This is a genomic window from Bradyrhizobium sp. RDI18 (assembly GCF_043203335.1).
Lineage (GTDB): Bacteria > Pseudomonadota > Alphaproteobacteria > Rhizobiales > Xanthobacteraceae > Bradyrhizobium > Bradyrhizobium retamae.
On record NZ_JBICRN010000008.1, the window covers coordinates 6927243 to 6950701 of the forward strand.

Sequence of the window (23459 nt, forward strand, 5' to 3'; positions counted from 1 at the left end):
CGGATCGTCACTTGTCCGTAACGTCGTCCGCTTGAGCTGCCGTATAGGATATTGCCATTGTGAGTAGGTGCACAGCCGCAGTCCCTAGCTGCTGCATCTCCTCATCAACCGTATAGGCTGTGGAGGCACGGCGGTATGCGATGGCTACCGTTGCGTACGCATCAGTGATCAATGCCGCCAATTGATCGTTGTCATCGATAGCTTGGGGCTCACGCCCTTTAACAACCTTGAGGGCAGCTTCCGCGGCTGCTTCAGCGAGTTGCACATTTTCTAAGGTCGGGTCAGAAACATCAGGCTGACACGCTGCAGCTGCTCCAGCGATCACTTCGTAGTACTGTTGCTTTCGCGGGCCATCCGCAGACAGGTAACTTTTCAATAGGCGCCGGGCCCTTGCTTCAAGGTGCTTGCGATCCTCTCGGATCTTCTCTCGCCGCCTATCGGGCTTGAACCAACTAAACACCGTTGTCTCTTTGCACGGTTTCGAGCCGTTCAGCAGGAGTGGACAAAAGAACGGCCCCAGCCGGGTGGGGAGGCGATGGCTAGGACCGTCCAGGTCGGTGAATGCCTCGGCGGGGAGACACCCACCCGACTATCCAAAGAGTTCTATCGCGCAAAGGTTCCGGAAAGCGTCACCGGTCGGTATCAGGTTTGGCGTTTGGAGTGCCGTCCCCACCACCATTGCCGCGACCATTGTTTCCCGATCCGGCAATCGCATCTGATGTGAGAGACGTCGACAGCAACAGCGTAATCGCTGGAGGCGTTACAGCCGCAAACCTGCCAGCCGAGATCAGAAATTTCCGGCGGTCTTCGATCTCTTGTTGCTGGCGGTCATGCATGGACTGTCTCCGGTATTTAGACGGGGGATTTTTCCTCAATTAATTGAAGGATTGAATAATATTTAATTCGCTCGGTCTGCCCGATAGGCGACATATTGTACAGATTTTGCCAGTTTTTCCCGCTTCGCTGAGTAGGCCGGATAGGTACCCACTACACTGTCTGGCTGTTTGAAATAGGAATACTTTGATGGCCTCGGCGCACGGCTCGCGCTGGGGCCATTTTTACGATCGAACAATCAGGTTAAGCTCCGCCGACTATTTAAGTTACCCAGCTTATCTCTGTTCTCAATTGCCCGGTCGACGCTCGCGAACATTCCCAATACACATCTTCGTGCAGCCTCGTGGTACTTGCCCTCGCTGCGTACCACGCTCTTGGCGATCTCATTCCTAGTTTCTTGAGTTTTGAAAATCTTGGGAAGCCGGGCGAAAACCGCATCAACTGCAGCCTGCATTTCGTCTGCTTTCTTACTATCGAGCAACATGCGCCATCTCCTTGCCTGCATGGCCTGCTTACAAAGTAAGAGGGCCTGCCAATATATCAGGACGCCCTGAACCCTCGATGAATGCCCTCGAATTCAAAAAATGGCCGTACAAAAATTAATCGTTCTGTCGGGTCCACGACAGAGAGGAGAGCCCGCCAGCATGGTTCAACGACCGCGCGCTAACCCCTCGGGCACTTCGCCTGAGCATGCTTTCAACATCATCGGCGCGCGGCGGTGACAGATCGTGCTGCCGGGGCTGCTGCCTGCATCTTCCCCGGCATTGTGCGAGGCGCGAGGGCGTTTCGAGCATTGTCCGCCCTCGCGCCACCTCTATTCACAGAACACGCCCAGCCGGGAAACCTGATGCCCGGCAGCACGTCAGGGCGGCCACCTCGCTGGCGCAGGGTGTGCCGCCGTCCCAACCGCGACGGTCACGATGGCTGATGAACGCCGCGCCGGACGGGGGTGAGCAGGCCGCCCTCGTCCGTGCAAATGTTCGCACTTCCTCAAGTCGATGACATCGCTGGGTTATTGACCGTTGCGAGGGGTGCCAGAATGGTTGATCCATATCAACGCCATCGCTCGTCTGCCGCCAACGATGGGGCATGGCATTTCACCTAAGACGGACTTCCATTATCGAAGTAGCCGGGATCGTGACGGTCATTTTGAGCGTGGCTCTGGTCGCCTGCGTTCTGATTTCCATTTTGGCGACATCATGAAGGGCTAACGCCAATCCTCTTCACGCTCCCGGCCAGTTCGGCTGGACCGCATTAGGAACGATGTCAATTATCCTGCGTAGGGGCGGCGACGAAGCGCTGCCCCGTCAACGCCAAGGGAGGGGACTATGCCGATTTCGATTTCTGCGATTGTCGTGGGAACTCATCTTGTCGTCGCAGTGGCCGATGGAGTACCTGCGTTCGACATCTCCCGAAGCTGCAAACTTGACGTGGCGGCAACGACCGGCCTTTCAGTCGATCAGTCCCTCAAGAACTGTGTGAGCGATGAAAACAGGGCTCGGCAAGAATTGGTGAGCCAGTGGCCCAAATTCTCGGCCTCCAGCAAGGCGCAATGCATTCCGCTGGAGGGTATCGGCGGCGATCCGAGCTATGTGAGCCTTTTGACCTGCCTGCAAATGTATTTATGGGACCGATGACGGCGATGTTCGGACGTGTCATGCTGCCGCCGCGCGATCCTCCTTGTCCGCCCCACGCATGACGACCCTGAGCGCATCGTCCGGCAATGGCCGCTGTAACGACTTAGCTTCATCCCATGGGGCGCGCATCCAGACGTCGCGCTCTTCATCGGTCGTCAGGATCACCGGCATCGCCTTGGGATGGATCGGCTCAACGATAGCGTTAGGCGATGTTGTGAGAAATTGTGCGGTCCCGGTACCGGCTTCGATTTCGTACCACGATCACCCTTGAACTCCGTCCAGATGCCCGCCAAGCAAGTTAGCGGCCGATCATCATTGATTGCGAACCAGACGACGTCCTTTTTCTTGGTGTCAGGGTTCGGTTCCGGTCCGTACTCAGCGAAGCTGTTGAACGGCACTAGGCAACGGTTTTCCGGCTTCAGCCATCCGCGCCAGTGCGGCGAGGAGGTGTTGCGGATGTTCGTGACCGGCGGGCCGCCAGTGCGCGGCGGTGGCGGCATGCCCCAGCGCATCAGGACTAGCTCGCGTTCGGTGCCCGCATTGCGGACGATCGGCGCGGGATAGTCCGGGAAGACGCCCGACATAGGTGCTAGGTTGCCCACGTATCGGTTCATGACGCGGAACAGCGCGCGGATGGCTTCTTGGTTGGTGGTGATGCTGTAGAGATTGCACATTTATCGAAAGCCGTCGCGATACATCGTCCAACCGCTAATCTCTACCACGATGCACTTCTCTTACCTTGCGCATGTAGTAGCCCTGCATCTGAAGAGCTGACCTAATCTCCTCGCTGACTTTGGCAACCCTCTTCTTGCTCTTGCGCCATTTTCCCAGCGTCGGAACAGGCGGTATCGGGCATCCCTTCTTCACAACGAGCAGATCACGTCTGGTGTTCAAATACACATCCATATGTCTTCTCCCAAAAACGACTGAACTTAGCGTTTGTGAGCGGAGCATGGGTTACCGAAACGCAACACCAAGCCATTGTTGTGTGCCTTCCTACTTTATCGCTGGCAGGGAGCGCAGCGAAGCGCTTGACCAAGTCAAAGCGGCACAGGCCCGATAAGCAGCTAAATCTCGTGGATTGCTCAGAGGCTTCGGTGACGCTGTAATTGCCGCCCATGAGCACCAAAAAGCGCGAAGTCATCTGGGGCGGCCGGATCATGGGCGCCGACATGCGCGCCCAGACAGCCCGCCAAAACGCTAAGAAGGCCGCCCGTGCCGCTGATCGAGCCGAGGCAGAAGCATGGTCGGTCCGCATGGAAGGCTATGGCGGCCCGGCCCAGCCATCCCCAACGATCGGCCAATGCCTGAACGGCGGATACGGCTGGCTAGAGATCGAATGCTGCCGATGCAAGACACGGGCAAGCCTGCCGCTTGATGCTATCCGCAGGGCGCGTGATACGCCGATCTGGAAGCTAGAGCCGTCCTTTCGATGCCGGTCCTGCGGGACGCGTCGATACAAGCCGCCTGTCCGCATGATCAAGTTGACCGAGCAGCGGGAGATTTCGCCTTATAAGTGGGTGCATCCTGATGAGGAGCGGTGAGACCGCAGTGCAGGCAGAAGCGAACCTCGGCGTCAGTGCTTTGCATGTCCGCTCCCTAAATCATAAAAATGCGAATGGATCAGGAGTTGGTTGCTTAACAATTTTAGATGAAATTCCGATTTGCAAGGCGACCAAAATGAAACCTCGCCTCGCCCGAGGATCGAGGAGAGAACGCGACGATGCATGTGCTCACGATGCTCCTTCCCGTCTTCCTCGCGTTCGCGTTGATGTTGTGCAAGCTGTTCAACAGTTTGAGGACGATGGAAGTACAAATGGGCATGGGCGTAGTGCTGTTGAGATACGAGAGCCCATCGCTGTTCTGGTTCGTGATTGCGTTTCAGTGTTTGGTGATAGGCGCGCTACTCGCGATCATCTATTGCGCATTTTTTATTCTTTCGAACCAAGTCATGAGCTGAAAGCGCCATGCAAACGATGTCCGCCCTAAAGCGCACCAACCCAGCGGTACACCCCATGATCCCAATGATGATCGGATTGGCAGCCGTCAGCGGCATCATCGCTGCGACGGAGTTCGGGCCAATCCTCGTCGGCTGTTCCATCAAGGGCAACATCAGCAAGAACACGGGCGAGCGCATCTATCACACACCGGGGCAGGAGTATTACGCTCAAACGCGGATTAACTGGTTCTCAGGCGAGCGATGGTTTTGCTCCGAGGCAGATGCGCGCGCGGCAGGATGGCGGAAGTCCCGCAGTTAGGTGTGAAGTCTGTGTCCGCTTTGGGGGCGAAAGCAGACACGCGCTGATCACGAAGAAACTTCGCCTTTTGACCCGGAGCAGAAGTCGCAGATCTCCGTACTTTTTCTAGGCCAACTCGGCGAGTAGGGCGGCGGCCTCTTTGACGTCGGTGATATCGAACCTCTGCGTGAAACAGCCGTAGATTGGCGCCAGCAGGTTACGAGCTTCGGTGCGCATGCCTTGATCGCGCCAGAGTCGGGCAGCGCTGGTGGCGGCGCGCAATTCCCAGAACCTCGCGCCCTGCTTCTGCGCTGTTTGAAGCGCGCGGCGCAGCCATCGTTCCGCATTGTGTCGATCGGACCTAGCGATCATCGCCTCCGCCATGAGGCGATAGAGCTCTGCCTCGTACCATCGTTCATCGGTCCGCTCGACCAGCTCCAGCGCTTCATTTAACAGACTCGTGCCGTCAGCAATCCGGTTCGCTCTCCGGTGCGCTTCCGCCAGAAGACCGTAATAGTAAGGCACCATGAGCTCTTCACCGGTCGCCCGCTTGGCCGCCAAGCCCCACTGTATCGTGCTGATGGCCTCCTCGATGGATCCTCCCATCTCGAGTATGGCCCATGCTCGGAAACACGTCCCTGATCCCACGAAGAGGGGAAAGCCATGCTCGGTAGCGATCGCCACCAGTTCCTCGGCTCGTTCCTGAAGAATAGCCGCGTCGCGGCGAAGTTGGTGAAAGATAGAGTTGTTGTGCAGGGCGACCGCCAATGTATAAGGATGCGACAGCTCGCGTGCCCAAGCGAGCGCGCATCGGCTCTCGGCCAGCGCTTGATCCGGCTCTCCCAGCAGCAGATGTGTCCAGGCGACGAAGCACTCGCAGACAACGCGCCCATCGTGAGGCGTCAGGTTTGGAGGTCGGTGCGCCGCTGGGTCATAGAGCTCGAGCGACCGTCGCAGATGGGGGAGCGCACGGCTGAATTCGCCACACCACACAAGGCTGACACCAAGGTACCGGTGCGCTATCAGCTTAGTGTCGCTGTCATTTCGGCTTTGAGAAAGCCGAAGCAGTTCGTTTGCCAGTTCATGACTGGCACGGATCTCCGCGCTATTGAGTAGGTATGCGAGGGCGCCGGCCCAGGCGCTCGCAACCTGTGCTCCCTCCGGCGCATCGCGGCACAATTCGCGGGCACGGGCATAGGCTTCACCGGCCTCCAGCGAGGCCCATCCCTTGGCTGCCGTGATAGCCCCGGCGAGCGCAAGCTGAAGTGAGCGTTCATTGGATCGACGCTCCGGACTTGTCGGCAGGCTGCCGAGCAGCTTGAGTGCCTTGCCAAAGTGGGCGGCGGCCTCGACCATTGTCGAACGCTGGATGGCCAAATGCCCAGCCTTCTCCCAATACTCGATGGCCTTTTCAGTCAATCCAGCGCTGGCGCAATGATGGGCCATAAGCTCAGGCTGAGCCACTGCGATCTCCGGGAACTGGCGTTCCAGCGTGCTTGCAATGCGGCCATGCAGTTGCTGCCGCCTCATGCGCAGCAAGGTGCTGTAGGCGGCGTCCTGCACCAGCGCGTGCTTGAAGGTGTAGTTCGCATCAGGCGGCGTACCGCGTCGGAATAACAGCTCCGCGCGGATGAGCTGCTCCAAAGCGTCCTCCAGCCGTGGTGGCGACATGTCGGCTACTGCGCTGATCAGTTCGTGGGAAAACTGACGCCCGAGCGTCGCAGCGATCTGCGCCACTTCTCGCGTTGGCGCCAATCGATCGAGCCGGGCTAGAAGTGAGGCCTGCAGCGTCGTTGGGATCGCGACATGCTGTCCGGCATCGGTCATCCCTTCGCTCTCGATCACCGACTTGGTCAGCTCCTCGATGAATAACGGCACGCCATCGGTGCGATCGATGATCTGATCGGCAATCTCCTTGGGCAATGTCTTGCCGCCGGTTACGTGCGCGATCATCTCGGCACGGTGCCACGGCGGCAAGCGGTTGAGGCTGAGCAATGTGACGTGAGAGCGCCCGATCCAGACCGGCGCGAATTCTGGCCGGAAAGTGATGATCAACAAGACCGGGAGGGTGGCCACTTGTTCGACGATGAGGTCCAACAGGTCGAGCGAGGTGGGGTCGATCCAGTGCACATCCTCGAACACCATCAGCACGGGCTGGCGCGCCGCCAGTCCCTTGAGCTGGGCCAGGAGGGCCCGAAGCGTCTCCTCCTTGCGCTTCTGCGGAGAGAGGCTGAGCGGTGGATAGCGATTGCCGATCGGCACGGACAGCAGGTCCGCGATCAGCGGGACCGCCTCGCCGAGGTCCGCGCTTGCCTCGCCGAGCAACGCCTCGAGCTTGTCCAACCGTTGCTGGTCCGTATCGTCACGCCGGAATCCCGCTGCCCGCTCGAGCTGTGAGATGGTCGGGAAAAGCGCGCTGTCCTGATGGTGCGGCGAGCAGAAACGGCGCAAGCGGATGTGTGGATCATCGCTCAGCCGCTCCACCACGGTCTCGGCGAGGCGCGATTTGCCGATGCCGGGTTCACCCGATATCAGCACGACCGAGCCATCGCCGCGTTTTATCTGCTGCCATCGGCGCATCAACAGCTCGATCTCCTCGTCGCGGCCGAGCAGGGGCGTCCTGGCTACGTGCAAGGCCTCGAAGCGGCTATCGATCGCGCTCGCACCGATGACTCGCCAGACCGGCACCAGGGCGCTGAAGCCTGTGATGAGCACGCTCCCGAGAGCGAGATACTCGAAGAGTCCACCGACGAGGCGGCGGGTGCTGCCGTCGATGACCACCGTATCCGGCTCGGCCAGCGCCTGAAGCCGCGAGGCCAGATTCGGAGTCTCACCGACGACATCGTGCTCCTGCGACTCGCCCTCCCCGATGACCACCAAACCGGTGGCAATGCCAACTCGCACTCGCAATCTTGCCTGCGGACCGGCATCGAGTCCCGCCACGGCCGCGACCAATGCCAGCCCGGCATATATCGCGCGCTCAGCATCGTCTTCATCCGCCCGCGGATAGCCGAAATATGCGAGCACGCCGTCGCCCATGTATCTGGCAACGAAACCGCCAAACTTCTCGATTTGCTCGGCACAGCAGCGGTGGTACGCGCCAATGATTTCCCGCAAGTCCTCAGGGTCGAGCCTTGTCGAGAGCGCAGTCGAGCCAACAAGATCAGCGAACATCACCGTGAGCTGACGTCTCTCGGCCTCGGCCCGAGGAGCAGGCGCGGGTCTCGATCCGACCTCATCGAGTTCCGCAATCGCGCGCAATATCTTCCTGCGATGGCCGAGCGAGACACCGATTTTTTCGAGGTCGTGGTCGGTCAGATCGCGCAGAACGTTTGGATCAATGTCGTTCTCGGCGAAGCGCTGCGCGTATTGCCCCAGGCCAAGCTTCTCGAGCCACTCCGCAACCTGCTGCATTGGCTCCACCGACATCTGGTTGGCGGTTGGCCGAATTTTAGACCCACGGCGAAGAAAGAACAACTGTATACGCCCGATTTCGGCAACAGGCAGCGTTGCGTAACGAGACCAAAGTGCTGGCGGCTAATTGGGCGGATCCATGAGCCGGCGACAGAGGATTGCGCGACGTCCGGTTCTGGCACGAAACGGACATGCTGCTGCAGCCCACGCGTGTCTGCTGTCGGTGGATGAGCGGACTCTGCCCGGATGTCCACAACGGTTATGGTGTGACAAGTGCGGATATCGCCCGAGGAGGACGTTCTAACGCTGCACCTTGCTGCCCCGCGGATTCGCCAAGGAAGCGCTGCTGGAGGCTGGATGCTCCATCGTTGCAGACGATCTCCCCGAGCTTCTAACGAGCCTGGAAAGTATGCGCGATGAAGATTCTTTGGACCGCTCAGGAAGCCCAGTTTGCTTTCCATAGAGCAGGCATCCGATGACTTACTGTTTCGCGGCATCGCGTGGCTCGCGTTGGAAAGGTCGGCGCCGCATCCATGCCGTGCGCCTATGCGAGAGGCAGCCCCCGTCCGCCGGTCACGTTTTCATTGCGGACGTGGCGGTGGTATGGCCGGCTTACCGGGCGCGGGCCTAGCAGCGTCTGTCGTTCCGGATAGAGAGGTACCGCCCGGATCGAAACCTGCTCGTCGGCGTTTATTGGCCATGAGAACGGTCGGCGAAAGAGTGCATATCCGAAACATCGAGACGCTCGTGCAAAGCAAAAAAGGCAAGCTGATGAGCGTCAGTTATATCCAGCGCAGGCGCGATGGCGAACAGCAGCAGCGCAAGCGCGAGATTTACGATAGTGGAAATCCTGCTGTCGTTCTTCCCTATGATCCGGCTCGCAAGACGGTATTGCTGACCCGGCAATTGAGACTGCCCATATTCCTTCAAGGTGGACAGGAGATCATGCTGGAAGCGTGCGCCGGGAAGCTCGACGGTGCAACAGCTGAAGAGCGAATCCGGAAAGAGATTGAAGAGGAGCTTGGTTACAGAATTGTCGAGGTCGAACGATTGTTCGAACTCTACGTCAGTCCTGCATCGATCATGGAGAAGATTTTCTTCTTCACTTGCTCCTATTCGCCCGCACAAAGAGTTTGCGGAGGCGGCGGAATCAAGGAGGAGGGGAAGATATCGAGGTGGTCGAGACGACCCTGGAGAACGCTGCGAACAGGGTTGCGATTGGCGAGATCATTGATGAAAAACAGTCGTGCTCATTCAGTATCTGAGCGCCCGCGTGCAGGCCCCGAGGAGCGTATAGCACAACGTCGGGTGTCTACCCGTGGATCTAGGTTAGGCGATTGAGACTACCGAACGGATTGAGGTTCCTAGGTTCACTGTGCAGCTTTTCGTCACCGCGTTGTTCTGCCCCGATGCTTACCTCAGCCAACGAGCCGATGGCGGGACCGTTGAGCGGTGTTCCATCGATCGCGAAGTGAGATCCGTGGCAGGGGCAATCCCAGCAGATCTCGAAGGAATTCCAATGCAGGTGGCAGCCCACATGCGTACAGGCTGCGGAGCGGGCGTACAGCGCGCCGGAAGGGTCACGATAGGCTGCGATCTTGCTTGTACCCTGCCGGATGATGGCGCCGTGCCCGGCTTTCAGGTCGCTGACATCGGCCAGCTCGCCCGGCGCGAGGTACTCGGCGAAGTTCTTGACGGCGGTTACGTTCTCTCTCAGGAAGTTGCTGATCGCGGGCGTTTTGCGCGAGGGCTCATACACGTCGGCCCATTTGGTTTCCCGCCCCACGATCAGCGCTGAGTTGATCATGGCGCCCGCCACGCCGTGCGTTATGCCTTGGCCAGAGTCGCCGGTATGCACGTAGATTTTGTTGCTTCCCGGATTTCTGCCGATGAAGCCAGCGTAATCGATGGTCTCGAGGACCTGTCCCGACCACCGGTGGGTGACGTCTTGCGCGGTTGGAATGAGATTGCGCGTCCAGGCTTCAATGGCCCGAAAGCGGACCTCGGCGTCATCGGCTTCGCCGCTCTTGTGGTCGCCACCGCCGACGATGAGGAAATCGGTTCGATCATCACCGGGCTGCAGCCGTACGTAGTGGTAGGGATCCAGCGTGTCCCAATACAGCGCATCCGGGATAGCTCCCTTCCTGATCGAAAATGCCATCGCGTAGGTGCGATAGGGAGCCATTTTGGTATGCAGCGCGAATCGATCGACGATCGGAGCATTTGTAGCCACGACCGCAGCTTGGGCAGTGACTGTACCGCCGCTGGCCGTCACAACAACCTCGCCGTCGTGCTCCTCGATCCGTTCGACGACTGTGTCACAGTGGAAGCTGCCACCCTTTGTCTCGACGACCGCGACAAGACCCCTGAGATATTTCAGAGGATGAAACGTGCCTTGGCGCGGATAGCGCAGTACGTGCTGCTGCGCGCAATGGGCGAGGGGAACGCCGACCAGCCGATGGACGGGCGCGCCGATCGCGCGGACCGCATCCAATTCATCCTCGATGACCTTCGCATCGGTGTCGCGCGCCTGAAACAGAAAGCCGTCCAAGCGTCGGAAATCGCAGTCGATGGATTCCCGCTGCTGGATTTCCTCGATGCGATCCACCGCTGCGGCCTGACTCTCGTAGAACAGGCGGGATGTGTCCTCCCCGCGCAGACCGATCATCGCGGACGTCAGATCATCGCAGAGCGGCGCCAGATGCGCAGTGGTGCGTGCCGTTATGCCGCCCGCGATCTTCCCACGATCGAGCACGATGACGCGCGAGCCTCCGAGGGCAACTTCATAGGCCGTAGAAATCCCGGCAATACCCGCGCCAATGATTACAACATCGCATTTCTTGTTGCCCTGGAGCCGTGTCGCGTTTGGGGCAACTGCAATGTCCATCCAAAGCGATTGGCTACGCCGATCGATGAAAGGATCCATCCTGAAAACCCGATCAGTCGACAATGACCATGAATGTCAAAACGGCCGATCGGGCGACTGGTTCCTATTAGTTCCGCCGTCATGGGCCCGGCCGCCATCTCGCTCAAGCGTCTGGCATGGGCCGGCGCCACGCTTTTCTGGTCGTCGTCGAAATAGACGAACACGTCGCAGCCTTGCCGTTTCCATTCCGAAAGGGTTCGCGGACGATAGCCCGTGGGGCCATCGTAACCGGCGCTTCCAACGGAAATCGCGTTGGAGCTTGCAAAGTGCAGCGTCCAGAACAATTTCAATCTGTTGATCGTAACGGATGAACTTCAGATCGAAGCCGCGAGGCAACATACGGGGTTTTGAGCAGGCATGCCCCCATGCGAAAGGCGGGCATTTCTGCCCGCCTTGGACTCGCAGTTAACCGTCGGATTTAGGCCTCCAGAACCGCCACGATCTCGTAGGTGTTCGGATCGACGATCACGATCTGCTCCTTGACGAGGATGTACTTGTACCTGCGCCATTCCGGATAGATCGTCACCACTCGTTCCGGCAGCGTGTGGAAGGTCACGTCGCGCGGTACCTTAGTGCCGACCGAAATCGAGAAGTTCACGTTCGTCACCGGCTGAACGCGGGTCTCCTTGATCGCGCTGGTGATCTGGGTGCGCTGCTCGGTCGAGAGCTTCGCGGCGGCGCCAGCCTGGCCCGTCGTGGTAGCGGCTCCGCCCTGCGTCTCAGTCTGCATGCGGTCTTCCTTGCCCTGGGCCTTCTGGTCCTTCTGCGTCGCAGGCTGGTCCTTCTGCGTCGTAGGTTGGTCCTTCTGGGTCGTGGTCTGATCACGGCCTTGGTCACGTTGCTGGCCAGTCGTCTGCTCACGATCACCCTTTTGTTCGGCCTTCATGCCGCCGCGGTCTTCCTTGCCCTGGGCCTTCTGGTCCTTCTGGGGCGTGGTCTGCTCGCGGCCTTGTGTCGTGCTCTGATCACGGCCTTGGTCACGTTGGGTCGTGCCCTGGCCGGTCGTCTGCTCGCGATCACCCTTTTGTTCGGCCTTCATGCCGCCGCGGTCTTCCTTGCCCTCGGCTTTCATGCCCTTCTGCTCGGACTTCATGTCGGACTTCTGATCTGTCGCGCCACCCTGCTGGGTTGCGGCACCGCCCGACGGCGATTCCCGGCCCATCCCTGCTCCCTGCGCATTGGCGAAACCGGTTCCAGCGATCAGGGTCGCCGCAGCAACCGAGATCAAAAAGCGTTTAGTCATGGAATCCTCTCCTCCACAGTTTGCACTGCCCTCGGCAATTAACGAAAAGGAGATTATGACGTTCCGGGTGCGTCCCCATGACCGCCTCATGTGTTGGAACAACAGTTCCAACCTTGGCTTGTCTTTCTACTCTGCGCACATGCGGAATGGAGAGGATCCATGTCGATCAGTACAATCATCCTGATTATTTTGGTGATTGCCTTGTTGGGTGGCTTTAGCGGTATTGGCGGCGGCCCATTTTATGGGACCGGCTACTATGGCGGCGGTGGATTGGGCCTCGTAATTATTATCCTGCTGATTTTAATTCTGATGGGCAGAATCTGAATCGTTTTCGGGCAAACTCTTTTGCAGTTTGCCGGCACGAACAGGTTGCACGGTTAGGGACTATAGAGGACCGCTGCGGTCGTTCCTGGAGTATGCGCCTGCCAAATCCGGTTGCAGCAAAAAACCGCCTCGCAGGGTGGCAAGGCGGTTTAAGTTTAAGAAGAGCGACCGGTTTGAGTTTGTCCTAAACGTGAGGTTCAGGGCAATGTCGAAAACCAATCGTCCACGTCCTTACGGGCTTGATCCTTGGCGTAGCCGTAGCGCTTTTGCAGCCGACCTTCGAGCTCATCGCGCCGGCCGTTGATGGCGGTCAGGTCATCATCCGTCAGTTTGGCCCAGTTCTGTTTGACCTTGCCCTTGACCTCGTTCCAATTCCCTTCAATTCGGTTCCAGTCCATGATGGATCCTCCGGCTTGCCTGAATCCGCAAACGCTTGGACCAGCGTCTCGTTCCTACTCGTCGCAGCCGCGGAGTGGCGTGCAAGCGGGAAATGGGTGCGTCCGGAGAAGCCCTGAATTTAGCACAGAGCTTTCCGAACTCCGAACTAAAGCGCGAGAGCACATGCAGCCCTACATGCGTAGCTAATGGAACGATGCTGTGGTGGGACTGCTCAAATCTTCTCAAGTATTTTCCCTGTCGTGCGAACAGGTGTCTGGGAACGATTCTCCGTTCCAGGCGTCGATCTTCCGCGTTGCCGTGGAGAGCTCAGATGATCGGTGAAAGTATCGATGGCGCAAACAAGCTCGACCAGGCCAAAGAGGCCGTTCAGGCGGCTACCCAGAGGGTCAAGGAAACCACTCAGTCCGTCGCCGACGCCGTCGAAGCAGGCCGGCACCCAGGTGCGCCTCTCGACCGCTTGGCGCGTTGGACTCAAGAAGCGCCCCTACACGCAGTCACTATAGCGTTCTTGGTCGGTTTTCTGGTCGGGCGCAGGTAACCAGCCAATACATTCAAACGGTCGGCCCCCGACCCCCTGCAGGCGCGATCTTCACTCACACGGTTGCACAGCGGCCGCGAACTGCTCTCATAGGCTCGCGCCATCCGATGCGGTGAAAAGAGCTCTTCGAAACGCTGGCGCACTTCCTTCTGTGCAATCGCGCGAGTTGGTGACCGCGTCGGCCTATTCCTCGCTCTTCACGATGAAGCCCGTGAGCTGCCTAATTCGCACACGGAAACTCGCGAGCGAAGGCTTCATCTACTAATGGATTGCATTGCCAGGACCAGCGTCGCTGATAGCAGCGACGAAAGGGCGAGCAATGTCCAATCCGGTCTCGCGCTTCCTGCTGCTATCTGTCCGAGCAGCAATTCTAACCGCTTTATCATTCGTCGCTGGGAAGCCGGTCAAGATAGGCGAGTCCAGAACACGTGAGTTCTTCAGTCTCGCTTTGGCTGGCCTCCAAACTCCCTCGCAAATGGCGCTCCAATAGGCATCGTCGACCGTCCGCAACGTCGACATCGCGATGCGTCGCCAGATAGACGGTCCAAGCCGTGTCGACCGCCTTTCGAAGAACTTCATCTACCATCCTCCAACTCCAACAAGTGTGACCGCTGGGAACCCTCGGCGTGCTGCGGCTTCGCCGCGTGCATCTGGCCCACCGCCGCGTGACCTGCAGCGATCCGTTGGAAAGCCGGATGCCGAAAATCGGCACGTCCGATTTGACAGCAACTCACGTTGTCTTTGGAAGTTTCCCATTTTTTCCGGTACGTCCAAGGTTCAGCGGCAACAGATATCGCACGTTGGAACCTGTCGGGGGCGGTGCTCGCGCGACCCGGGATCGACTGAAAACAAACGTCAGGGTCGCCCGCAGAATTCAACTAAGGACTGCCCGTCGAGCGGTCGCGGAAAATCCTCTGCCTGCTCGTTCTCGCCGTGCAATTCAGGATCGCGGTGGCACGACTTCGATCGAGTCGTGCCCAATCGCATTTGAGCATGCGCATTGTTTCGCCGAGCGGCATGCACCCCACGGCAGAGCTCGATTTGGTCGGGTCGCACCTCAGTCGCCACAGTAGCTGAGAGCGCCAAGGTATCATGCGATCGGGATCAACACGTTTCGAGCAGCTCCATTACTCGTCCAATAAGCGCGATGAACAAATGTTCATCTAGTTCAACTTCTCGACCAACCTCCAGCCGGAGAAACTTCTTGGCGCTTCCAGACTTATTGCAAGGGAAAAAATGGAAGAAGCGTCCTGGAGGGGCGCTGATTAACTTTTCCTGTGCCGTTGCAAGTTTGCGGAGTTTGTAAAATCCGACGAGGCCGCGTTCCCGCGCTCGAGAACTGTAAGGGCGACCCTTCGATGTCTATGCTCAGCTCCGCCGTTCAACGGTCCACTCTCGGGCTTCATACGCTCGAACAGTACGAACCGCTCATCGGCGCTGCGACGGTCGAGCGCATCGCGGCGAAGGCGGATCGGGTGCGCACGATGCGCGTCGCCCATATCAGTTCGACATTCTACGGCGGAGGCGTCACCGAACTTCTCACGCCGCTCACGCTTATGATGAATGCGACCGGCATCGAAACCGACTGGCATTTGATTCAGGGAACGCCGGGCTTCTTTGGCTGCACGAAGAAACTGCACAATACGCTACAGGGCACCAGCCTGGAGTTTTCCGACGCTGAAAAGACGATCTACGAAGAGGTCGTGTTCGAAAATGCCACGCGGCTTCATCTTGACGACTGCGACGCAGTCATCGTGCATGATCCTCAGCCTCTGCCGCTCATCACGCATTTTTCCGATCGGGAAATGCCGTGGCTCTGGCAATGTCACGTCGATCTGTCGTCGCCACACGCCTCGGTATGGACCTATCTACGCCAGTTCATCGAGCAATATAACGCAACGATCTTTTCGCTGCCCGAATACGGCCAGGATCTCCAGGTCGGTCAGCATTTCGTCACCCCGGCGATTGATCCGTTCTCGGCGAAGAACCGGGAGATGTCCCACCGCGAGAGACGGGAATTCCTCGGCAACTACAAAATTCCGACAGATCGTCCCTTGGTAACGCAGATTTCCAGGTTCGATCGGTGGAAAGACCCGATGGGCGTGATTGAGGCTTTTCGCAAGGCGAGAGAGCAGGTCGACTGCACGCTCGTGCTCGTCGGCAATAATGCCTCTGACGATCCCGAGGGCGGACAAATCCTCGAGACGATCGAGAGCGTCGCCGATGAAGGCATCATTGTTCTCAGCGTCGACGATCCAACCTTGGTGAATGCACTGCAGCGCTCTGCCGCCGTGGTCCTGCAGAAGTCGATCCGCGAAGGCTTTGGTCTCACGGTCGCCGAGGCAATGTGGAAGGGCGCCGCCGTCATCGGCGGCGACGTCGGAGGCATCCGGCACCAGATCAAGGACGGATGGAACGGATTTCTGGTGAGCACGCCCGATCAGGCGGCGGCGAGAATGGTCGAGCTCTTGAAGAATCCGAACTTGCGGGAGGAGCTCGGTGCGCGTGCGAAAGAAAGCGTGCGGCAGAACTTCTTGATGAGCCGACTATTAGAGGATTGGCTCGACCTGCTGTCCAAATACGAACGGCCGGTGGTTTGACGGTTCGGTTCGATCTCGATGGTAGAAAGGCCCATGCGGATTGCCCAGATAGCGCCTCTGGCCGAAAGCGTCCCTCCCAAGCTTTACGGCGGCACCGAGCGCGTGGTGGCGTGGCTGATCGATGAGCTGGTGAGCCTCGGACATGAGGTGACATTGTTTGCCAGCGGGGACTCGGCAACGTCCGCCCGGCTTCAAGCGGTTTGGCCTCGGGCGCTTCGCCTTGGCCGCCCGCGGACCGACCCGATGGTTGCCCAGACGGCGTTATTGGAAGCGGTAGCCCGCAATGCGACCGAATTCGATATCATTCACGCGCATATCGATTGGCTGCACCTGCCACTCCTGAGCCGGCTCGGCGTTCCGTTTCTAACCACCTGCCACGGGCGCATGGACTTGCCTGGCTTTCCGGACGTGGTCCGCAGCTTTCCCGACGCGCCGTTCGTTTCGATATCGGACAATCAGCGCGTTCCCCTAAGCGAGGCCAACTGGATCGGCACCATTTACCATGGCTTGCCGGCCGACCTGTTTCGACCTTCGTTCGAGGCCGGCTCCTACCTTGCCTTCCTGGGCCGGCTGACGGCGGAGAAAGGACCGGAAGCCGCCATCCGGATCGCGCGCGCTGCCAGAATGCCGCTTCGTATCGCCGCAAAGGTCCCGCGCGGCGACAGAAGCTACTTCAAGGAACAGCTCGAGCCGCAGATCGATGGCGAGCAGGTGCAGCTCACCGGTGAGGTCAATGATGACGCGAAGCGGCAATTTCTGGCAGGCGCTGCGGCGCTGTTGTTTCCCATCGATTGGCCGGAGCCGTTCGGGCTCGTCATGATCGAGGCCATGGCGTGCGGCACGCCCGTCATCGCGTTCAGGTCAGGCTCGGTGCCCGAAGTCATCGACAACGGCATTACCGGGTTTGTCGTAGCCGATGAAACAGAAGCGGTCGAAGCGATCGGAAGGCTCGCCGAACTCGATCGAAGCCAGGTGCGCGGGCATTTCGAGAAGAGGTTCACCGCCAGGCGCATGGCGGAAGAATATCTTCGCCACTACAAGGCACTGATTCATCCTGATGTGAGCGAAGTTCATCCCGGCATCAGGCCCGCCTTGGTTCCCTCAGTGCCCGATCGCCGTCCGGCCCCGTAACAGGCAAGCGGCCGCTAGTCTCCGCGTGCGTGCCGACCATTCCGGCCCCGCGGAAGCAAAAACGGCCATGTCGCTCTGACGTCCGGCAGAATCACGAAACCGTCGCGGTAGTCCATCAACGACTTGAGGATACGCGAGGTCCGCGCGCCGTTCGCCTGCTTCGGTGCAGGAACCAATCTGCAAAACGGGGGTTGGAAGGCAATTGCGATCAGAGAGAGGGGCAGCCATGCTGAATTTTCCCCGCCCTCCGTTTCCAAACCAACACCAGCCGATGCCCGGCAAGACTGCCGCGATGAAGCCGGCGCCGGATCATGGCGAAACGTCCTACAAGGGCAGCGGTCGCCTCAACGGCAAGAAGGCCGTCATCACCGGCGGCGACAGCGGGATCGGCCGCGCGGTTGCCATCGCCTACGCCAGAGAGGGAGCTGACGTCTTGATCTCCTATCTCGACGAGCACGACGATGCCCGGGAGACCGAGCGGCTGGTGACGGAAGCCGGCAGAAAGGCCGTCCTGCTTCCCGGCGATCTACAGACCTCCAGTCAATGCCGCGCCGTCATCGCGAAGGCCGTATCGGAGCTGGGCGGTATAGATATCCTCGTCAACAACGCGGCGCATCAGGCGAGCTTCAACTCGATCGACAACATTAGTGACGAGGAATGGGAACTGACGTTTAAGGTGAACATCCACGCGATGTTCTATCTTACCAAGGCCGCGATAAGCCACATGAAGCCGGGTAGCTGCATCATCAACACGGCGTCGATCAATTCGGATGTCCCCAACCCGACGCTTCTGGCCTATGCAACGACCAAGGGCGCGATCCACAATTTTACGGCCGGACTGGCGCAGCTTCTGGCGAGAAGGGCATTCGTGCCAATGCGGTTGCTCCGGGGCCGATCTGGACGCCGCTCATCACATCCACCTTGCCTGGGGACTCCGTAAAGAACTTCGGCAAACAGGTCCCGATGAAGCGTCCCGGTCAGCCCGTCGAACTGGCGACCGCTTATGTCATGCTGGCCGATCTTTCAAGCTACGTATCCGGCGCGACGATTGCCGTCACCGGCGGTAAGCCCTTCCTGTAAAAAAGGCGTCCCGCCGGTTCCTTGAGGCGTGCCAAGTCCCCATTCTCCCCGGACCGGCACCCGTGCTGAGTCAAGCGGCGTTCGACGCCTTGATTGTTGACGCCCTTCCGAAACGCGATGGTATTGAGCTTCGTGTTCGCCGCCTTTTCCTCATTGAGGTTAGTGGTCAGGAAACGCACGATCTCGTCATGGCCGAGTTCCTCGTCCTAGGTTATCAACGTCCCATATCGGCAGCTCTCATAGTGATCGACGGCCCAAGCGGCGGCGACGATCGCAGATCAAGTACGGCCCTGTCCTTCGATTCGCCCGCGTCCATTCGAGGCCTGTCCGCTAATCAGCTCGCTTGCACGCTGATGTCCATGATGGCTCGGAGCACCACACGCTCCAATCAGAGGCCGGATACATTGATGCAAGACCGCATCTGCCAGGTTGACGAAACCTCTTGCAACGCGCGGCCGGACCAGACATTGGGATCATTCGCGTCGGTTTGGCCGCATCACGGCGACTTCCGGGCTACCCCGGTGAACGTACAGTCTCAGGATAGGCTGGCATGTCTCAAAGGTGCCAGGTCCGGACGCGAGCAGCGCGCCCGTCACGATGGAGTCGATACCGGACTCGTGCGCCGCTAAAAGTGGCTTCGTTAGCTCGGTCAGATGTTTATCTGCTGATCATGTAACCACCGACGAGCATGAGGCAAATTCCCAAGCCCTTTTGTAGCATCTTCGTGCGATCTAGCGATTCCTTGGCCACGCGAGGGAAAAACAGGGTCAACAAGATACCGAATGCAAAGACGAAAAGTGGCTGGAACGAGTTCACGAGAAGAACCAATGCGACGGGCGCCAGGAGAGTCGCGTAAAGCGTGACGGCTTCGCTGACACTGAACAATGTTTTGCTCAGTGCGATGAGGCCAACAGCGGCGACTTTCGATTGCTGGAATAGGTCGAGAAAATCTCTGCGGTAACTTGGAACGATGACCAGGAAAGCCAAACCGGTCATCGTTTGGCCGACGAATCCCCAGGAAAGCGAAACCCAAAAACCCTTGTCCACGGCGATCAGCTTGAAAATGACGCCATTGACCGCACTCAAGAAAGAAGCCCCCAACATCAGTGCCACAACGTTTCGCTTGAACCGCATTCCCCGCCGACCAGACTCAAACGACAATGCAAGCGCACCAACAATAATAACGAACGAACCCAATCCTTGAGCAAGCGTGATCGTTTCACCGAGGATAAAATAGCCGAGGAAGTAAGCAAAGATGGGCACCGTCTGATAAAAAGGTGTGACGAAAGATGCCTCATCGATGTCGAGTGCGTAGAGATAGCAAACACCGGCGAAGACGCTCGACACCCCGGTCGCTACAAGCGCAGTTCCTTGAACGACGCTGACGTCGTCCACGTCCGGCTGAATGAACAACAAGATCGGGATCACCACGCCGCTGAACAGCGAAGAGAGTATGACAATCGATCCGATACTTTTCTGCTCGAGGTATCTCGACAGCAAAAACTTGTCGTTGTGATTGGCGCAAGCAAGTAGGAATGGCGCACACAGGGCGATGAAAAACCAACTCATAATCGACACTCCGCCAGAAATTGCCTTCAGTTCTGCCATGGCGGAGACTGTGGCTGATCCCGATTGACGGCCCACTCGTGCGTTCTACCGCGTCAGAACCGAACCCCAAGAATTCTGCGATGTTGATCCTATTCCTTTTCCGGACTCTCAAGCCTAGCATTTGCTGCCCTGCCAGGCGATGCGGCCTGGCATTCAGCGTCTGCGAAAACTCGGGCTGGGTAGCGACTCTGCAAACCGATCGCATCGACGCGCCAGGTTCCGAACGAGAGGCAAATGCGGCGCGCCCCACCTCGATCCGGGGAACCTAAGCGAAGCAATTAAATTGTTTTGTCGTCTAGAGTCGGTAGCTGCCATGCCGATGATACAGAAGCGGAATTCGATTAGTCCTGCCGATCTCGCAGGCCGCCCACTGCGGGAACAGACGCTTGGCACCAAAGGACGAAGGCCTTGGTCAACGTTTCGCGGTGTCAGGACCACGCCCTCATGCAACACCGCGGATATCAGGTCCTTCTTTGATCGATGTGCATCAACAGGATCTCCTGAGCAGCACGGTGATCCGCAACGACTGCTCGAATACCGAATCGCGCTTGTGCGAAACTTGGCTCGAATCCGGCCCTCTGATGTGGTGCTGGACCTCGGTTGCGGCAACGGCCATCACCTGTTCGCCCTTGCCCCTGAAGTAGCTCGTGGCATCGGGATCGATGTCTCGCCGGGCATGATCGCATTGGCGCGCGCTCGTCTTCGGAACTCAGCCTGTGCCAACCTTACGTTTGAGGTGGGCAACGCCGAGGAGCTGAACGCAATCCCGGACCAGTCGGTCGATCTGGCGATTTGTATCGGTGCCTTCGAGCATATGCTGGACAAGCGAGCGGTGTTGGCCAGCGTCTACAGGGTGCTGAAGATTGGTGGCCGTTTTTTCTGCCTGACACCGGATGCCGATTACGTTTGGTATCGAACGATAGCACCTGTGTTGGGGTTTGGCACCAAGCACCTTTCCAGTGACCGAACACTGACTCGCGAAGAATTTTCCGTGCTGCTGGACCAAGCGGGGTTTCGCTGCAGTCGCTCTGGTCCCTGGACGTTCGTTCCCAAAGGGGACGTGCCCGCCCTCGTTGCGCTACTGCTCACAATGCTTGATGTCATCGGGCGGCACGCTCGATTAGATTCCTTTCGCGGCGGCCTCTCGCTGTGCGCCTGGAAAGAGGCGAAACCTACCTAGCAGTGAAAGGAATAGCCGTCATGGGGAGGTATATTGTTGAGCTTGCGGCTCACGCAAATCCGTCTCACTTGGCGCAACCATCGCTGGATCCGCACCGTGCGCACGTCTCCATGCAATGAACCGCACCTTGCGTTCGCCGTGCCGGGTGATCTTGCCACGCCGACTGGAGGTTATCGCTATGATCTACGGATCATCCAGGAGCTTCGGCGGCTCGGTTGGCACGTCAATGTCGTCAACATAGGCGACAGCTTTCCATTCCCGAGCATCGCGCAGCGCGCGACCGCGCTGGCGATACTGTCCACGGTGCCGGCCGGCTGTCCGATGGTCCTGGATGGGCTTGCGTTCGGGGCGCTGCCCGAGGCCGGCGCGCTCAATCCCGCACACCGCTCATCGCGCTGGTGCACCAACCGCTTGCTCTGCACTCCGGTCTAGACAGAACGCAGGCAGACGTATTCCGCGAAAGCGAGCGCGCTGCGCTCGCTGCTGCCGCGCACGTCGTGGTCACGAGTGAGGCAACCGCCCGGATCGTGATCGCTGATTACGACGTCCCGGCTCAGCGCGTCAGCGTGGTCCGACCGGGTAATGATCCTGTTCCGTCAGCGCCCGGCAGCAACGATGGCGTCGTCCGGCTTCTCTCGATTGGTTCGGTGGTGCCGGGCAAAGGATACGATCTGCTGATTGCTGCTCTGGTCACACTTACCGACATGCCATGGCGGCTGACGATCGCGGGTGACCGGACCCGCAACCCGGCCGCCGCCGCGCAGCTTGACGCCGACATCCAGGCCTCCGGCCTCGGCAACAGCGTCGCGGTGCTCGGCGCCGTGCCGGCTGAGCGAATCATCGAACTCTATTTGGCATCCGACATATTTGTTCTCGCGTCGCGTTTCGAAGGGTATGGGATGGCGCTCGCCGAAGCGATCGGGCACGGGCTTCCAATCGTGTCTACCACGGCGGGCGCAATCCCAGAAACAGTGCCGGCAGAGGCCAGCCTGCTGGTGCCTCCGGAGGATACGATCGCATTGGCGCAGGCACTGCGCCGTCTGATCGGCGATCCGACTGAACGACGGCGGCTTGCCACTAATGCTCGCGCGGCAGCGGCTCAGCTGCCCACTTGGCAAGATTCCGCCCGACTGTTTGCCAGCGCAATCGAGACGATCGGCTAATGAGTTGGAAGCACGTAGATCCAGCTTGCTCGGTGAGCGCGCGCACGTCGCAGTAGCAAGGAGGGTTATGGCTTCTCATTCGCCGGCGGGCGGTGCAGACTATCGCTTGTCAAGCCGCCGAGAATTCCAGTTTGAGATCTTAGAAAATGGCTGTTAGTGCGAATGCCGATATCGCTTCGGCCCTATGGTATCGTGGTCCCGGACAGGTCGAAATTCGCCGGGAAGAGATGGCTCCGCCCGGCGCGGGCGAAGTACGCGTGAAAACCATCTATAGCGCAATCAGTCGGGGCACTGAATCACTCGTGTTTGGCGGGCGCGTTCCCGTCAGCGAATTCGAGAGGATGCGCGCGCCGTTCATGGCGGGTGATTTTCCCTTTCCCGTCAAGTACGGCTACGCCGCCGTCGGAAGAGTCGAGGGCGGCGAAGGCGGCTTGCAGGGTAAGAACGTCTTCGCGCTCTTCCCACACCAGACCGCTTTCAACATCCCTGCGAGCGCAGCGGTCGCGCTTCCGGAGGACGTGCCGCCGCGACGCGCGGTGCTGGCGGCCAACATGGAAACCGCGCTCAACGGCGTGTGGGACGCTGCACCTGCACCAGCCGACCGCATCGCTGTCATAGGGGCTGGCGTAGTAGGTTCTCTCGTCGCGTATCTGTGCGGGCGGATTCCTGGTACGGACGTCACGCTTGTCGATATCAATCCAGGCCGGGCGAAATTAGCAGGAACGCTCGGGGTTAGTTTCGCTGAACCCGGGAAAGCAAGGGGTGACTGCGACCTCATCGTTCACGCCAGCGGTTCGCCGGATGGACTACGGACGGCGCTCGAACTGGGCGGAGACGAGGCTACTGTGCTCGAGATGAGTTGGTATGGTGACGCGGCAGTGACCGCGATGCTTGGCGGCTCCTTCCATAGCCGCCGGCTTCGGCTGATATCGAGCCAGGTCGGGCGCGTTGCCCCATCGCACCGTCCGCGCTGGACGTGCGTCCGCCGTCTTACGTCCGCCGTCGCACTGCTCAACGATCAACGGCTCGACGCATTGCTGGCACCGGTGGTTGCGTTTGGCGATTTGCCGCATCGACTTCCGGGAATTCTCGACGCCAAGACCGGCATACTCTGTCAACCCGTCGTTTACTCGTAAGGAGCCGCC

Annotated in this window: 20 protein-coding genes and 3 pseudogenes; 12 read left to right on the plus strand and 11 right to left on the minus strand. The window is 59.2% G+C overall.

The window, feature by feature from the left end; genetic code table 11:
- Positions 1 to 7 precede the first annotated feature (7 nt).
- The 3 genes from ACFXS9_RS42445 to ACFXS9_RS42455 form a co-directional block, all read right to left on the minus strand.
- Entirely contained in the window at positions 8 to 460 is a 453-nt protein-coding gene (locus tag ACFXS9_RS42445; RefSeq protein ID WP_392699540.1) for a hypothetical protein, read from the minus strand.
- Between the two features lie 169 nt (positions 461 to 629).
- Positions 630 to 836 (minus strand): hypothetical protein, encoded by a 207-nt coding sequence (locus tag ACFXS9_RS42450; protein ID WP_392699542.1) that lies wholly within the window; start codon positions 834 to 836, stop codon positions 630 to 632.
- A gap of 236 nt (positions 837 to 1072) precedes the next feature.
- On the minus strand, positions 1073 to 1318 hold the full coding sequence (locus ACFXS9_RS42455) for a hypothetical protein (RefSeq protein WP_392699544.1): 246 nt from the start codon (positions 1316 to 1318) through the stop codon (positions 1073 to 1075).
- 844 nt (positions 1319 to 2162) lie between these two features.
- On the opposite strand from ACFXS9_RS42455, the gene ACFXS9_RS42460 reads away from it, so the two are divergent.
- The gene (locus tag ACFXS9_RS42460; protein ID WP_392699546.1) at positions 2163 to 2471 is read left to right on the plus strand and encodes a hypothetical protein; all 309 of its coding nucleotides are present in this window, start codon (positions 2163 to 2165) and stop codon (positions 2469 to 2471) included.
- Positions 2472 to 2489: 18 nt separating this feature from the next.
- On the opposite strand, the pseudogene ACFXS9_RS42465 reads toward ACFXS9_RS42460, so the two are convergent.
- Positions 2490 to 3145, minus strand: a pseudogene (locus tag ACFXS9_RS42465) (SOS response-associated peptidase).
- 34 nt (positions 3146 to 3179) lie between these two features.
- Positions 3180 to 3377 (minus strand): hypothetical protein, encoded by a 198-nt coding sequence (locus tag ACFXS9_RS42470; protein ID WP_392699547.1) that lies wholly within the window; start codon positions 3375 to 3377, stop codon positions 3180 to 3182.
- Positions 3378 to 3589: 212 nt separating this feature from the next.
- On the opposite strand from ACFXS9_RS42470, the gene ACFXS9_RS42475 reads away from it, so the two are divergent.
- The 3 genes from ACFXS9_RS42475 (at position 3590) to ACFXS9_RS42485 (ending at position 4729) form a co-directional block, all read left to right on the plus strand.
- Positions 3590 to 4015, plus strand: coding sequence for a hypothetical protein (locus tag ACFXS9_RS42475; protein WP_392699549.1), 426 nt, complete (start codon positions 3590 to 3592; stop codon positions 4013 to 4015).
- A gap of 179 nt (positions 4016 to 4194) precedes the next feature.
- Positions 4195 to 4431: a hypothetical protein gene (locus ACFXS9_RS42480; protein ID WP_392699551.1), complete on the plus strand. Its 237-nt coding sequence runs from the start codon at positions 4195 to 4197 to the stop codon at positions 4429 to 4431.
- Positions 4432 to 4438: 7 nt separating this feature from the next.
- A complete protein-coding gene (locus ACFXS9_RS42485) occupies positions 4439 to 4729 on the plus strand; it encodes a hypothetical protein (protein ID WP_392699553.1) in 291 nt (96 codons plus the stop codon).
- 105 nt (positions 4730 to 4834) lie between these two features.
- On the opposite strand, the gene ACFXS9_RS42490 is transcribed toward ACFXS9_RS42485, so the two are convergent.
- Positions 4835 to 8137: an AAA family ATPase gene (locus ACFXS9_RS42490; RefSeq protein ID WP_392699555.1), complete on the minus strand. Its 3303-nt coding sequence runs from the start codon at positions 8135 to 8137 to the stop codon at positions 4835 to 4837.
- Between the two features lie 684 nt (positions 8138 to 8821).
- Here ACFXS9_RS42490 and ACFXS9_RS42495 point away from each other — a divergent pair.
- On the plus strand, positions 8822 to 9463 hold the full coding sequence (locus tag ACFXS9_RS42495) for an NUDIX domain-containing protein (RefSeq protein WP_392699556.1): 642 nt from the start codon (positions 8822 to 8824) through the stop codon (positions 9461 to 9463).
- Here ACFXS9_RS42495 and ACFXS9_RS42500 read toward each other — a convergent pair.
- Both ACFXS9_RS42500 and ACFXS9_RS42505 read right to left on the minus strand, forming a co-directional pair.
- The gene (locus tag ACFXS9_RS42500; protein ID WP_392699558.1) at positions 9447 to 11048 is read right to left on the minus strand and encodes an FAD-dependent oxidoreductase; all 1602 of its coding nucleotides are present in this window, start codon (positions 11046 to 11048) and stop codon (positions 9447 to 9449) included. The genes ACFXS9_RS42495 and ACFXS9_RS42500 overlap by 17 nt on opposite strands.
- A 418-nt stretch (positions 11049 to 11466) precedes the next feature.
- Positions 11467 to 12291, minus strand: a complete 825-nt coding sequence (locus ACFXS9_RS42505) for a DUF1236 domain-containing protein (RefSeq protein ID WP_392699560.1) — start codon at positions 12289 to 12291, stop codon at positions 11467 to 11469.
- 159 nt (positions 12292 to 12450) lie between these two features.
- Between ACFXS9_RS42505 and ACFXS9_RS42510 the strand changes: the two genes are divergently transcribed.
- Positions 12451 to 12615 (plus strand): DUF3309 family protein, encoded by a 165-nt coding sequence (locus ACFXS9_RS42510; RefSeq protein ID WP_275186479.1) that lies wholly within the window; start codon positions 12451 to 12453, stop codon positions 12613 to 12615.
- A gap of 197 nt (positions 12616 to 12812) precedes the next feature.
- Here ACFXS9_RS42510 and ACFXS9_RS42515 read toward each other — a convergent pair whose 3' ends face one another.
- On the minus strand, positions 12813 to 13013 hold the full coding sequence (locus tag ACFXS9_RS42515; RefSeq protein ID WP_108522348.1) for a CsbD family protein: 201 nt from the start codon (positions 13011 to 13013) through the stop codon (positions 12813 to 12815).
- Positions 13014 to 14910: 1897 nt separating this feature from the next.
- Between ACFXS9_RS42515 and ACFXS9_RS42520 the strand changes: the two genes are divergently transcribed.
- From ACFXS9_RS42520 to ACFXS9_RS42530, 3 genes and pseudogenes are all read left to right on the plus strand, one after another.
- Complete coding sequence (locus ACFXS9_RS42520; protein WP_392699562.1) at positions 14911 to 16152, plus strand: glycosyltransferase; 1242 nt, start codon at positions 14911 to 14913, stop codon at positions 16150 to 16152.
- Positions 16153 to 16185: 33 nt separating this feature from the next.
- Positions 16186 to 17283: a glycosyltransferase family 4 protein gene (locus ACFXS9_RS42525; protein ID WP_392699564.1), complete on the plus strand. Its 1098-nt coding sequence runs from the start codon at positions 16186 to 16188 to the stop codon at positions 17281 to 17283.
- A gap of 226 nt (positions 17284 to 17509) precedes the next feature.
- Positions 17510 to 18363, plus strand: a pseudogene (locus ACFXS9_RS42530) (SDR family oxidoreductase).
- Between the two features lie 89 nt (positions 18364 to 18452).
- Here ACFXS9_RS42530 and ACFXS9_RS42535 read toward each other — a convergent pair.
- Positions 18453 to 18673 (minus strand): annotated as a pseudogene (locus tag ACFXS9_RS42535) (DUF892 family protein); the annotation flags it as partial.
- Between the two features lie 347 nt (positions 18674 to 19020).
- Positions 19021 to 19971 carry an EamA family transporter gene (locus ACFXS9_RS42540; protein WP_392699566.1) on the minus strand — a complete coding sequence of 317 codons (951 nt, stop codon included), beginning with the start codon at positions 19969 to 19971 and terminating at the stop codon, positions 19021 to 19023.
- Between the two features lie 319 nt (positions 19972 to 20290).
- On the opposite strand from ACFXS9_RS42540, the gene ACFXS9_RS42545 reads away from it, so the two are divergent.
- The 3 genes from ACFXS9_RS42545 (at position 20291) to ACFXS9_RS42555 (ending at position 23450) form a co-directional block, all read left to right on the plus strand.
- On the plus strand, positions 20291 to 21151 hold the full coding sequence (locus tag ACFXS9_RS42545; RefSeq protein ID WP_392700313.1) for a class I SAM-dependent methyltransferase: 861 nt from the start codon (positions 20291 to 20293) through the stop codon (positions 21149 to 21151).
- A gap of 215 nt (positions 21152 to 21366) precedes the next feature.
- Positions 21367 to 22314 (plus strand): glycosyltransferase family 4 protein, encoded by a 948-nt coding sequence (locus ACFXS9_RS42550; RefSeq protein ID WP_392699567.1) that lies wholly within the window; start codon positions 21367 to 21369, stop codon positions 22312 to 22314.
- A gap of 227 nt (positions 22315 to 22541) precedes the next feature.
- Positions 22542 to 23450, plus strand: a complete 909-nt coding sequence (locus ACFXS9_RS42555) for a zinc-binding alcohol dehydrogenase (protein WP_392699569.1) — start codon at positions 22542 to 22544, stop codon at positions 23448 to 23450.
- Positions 23451 to 23459: the final 9 nt, after the last annotated feature.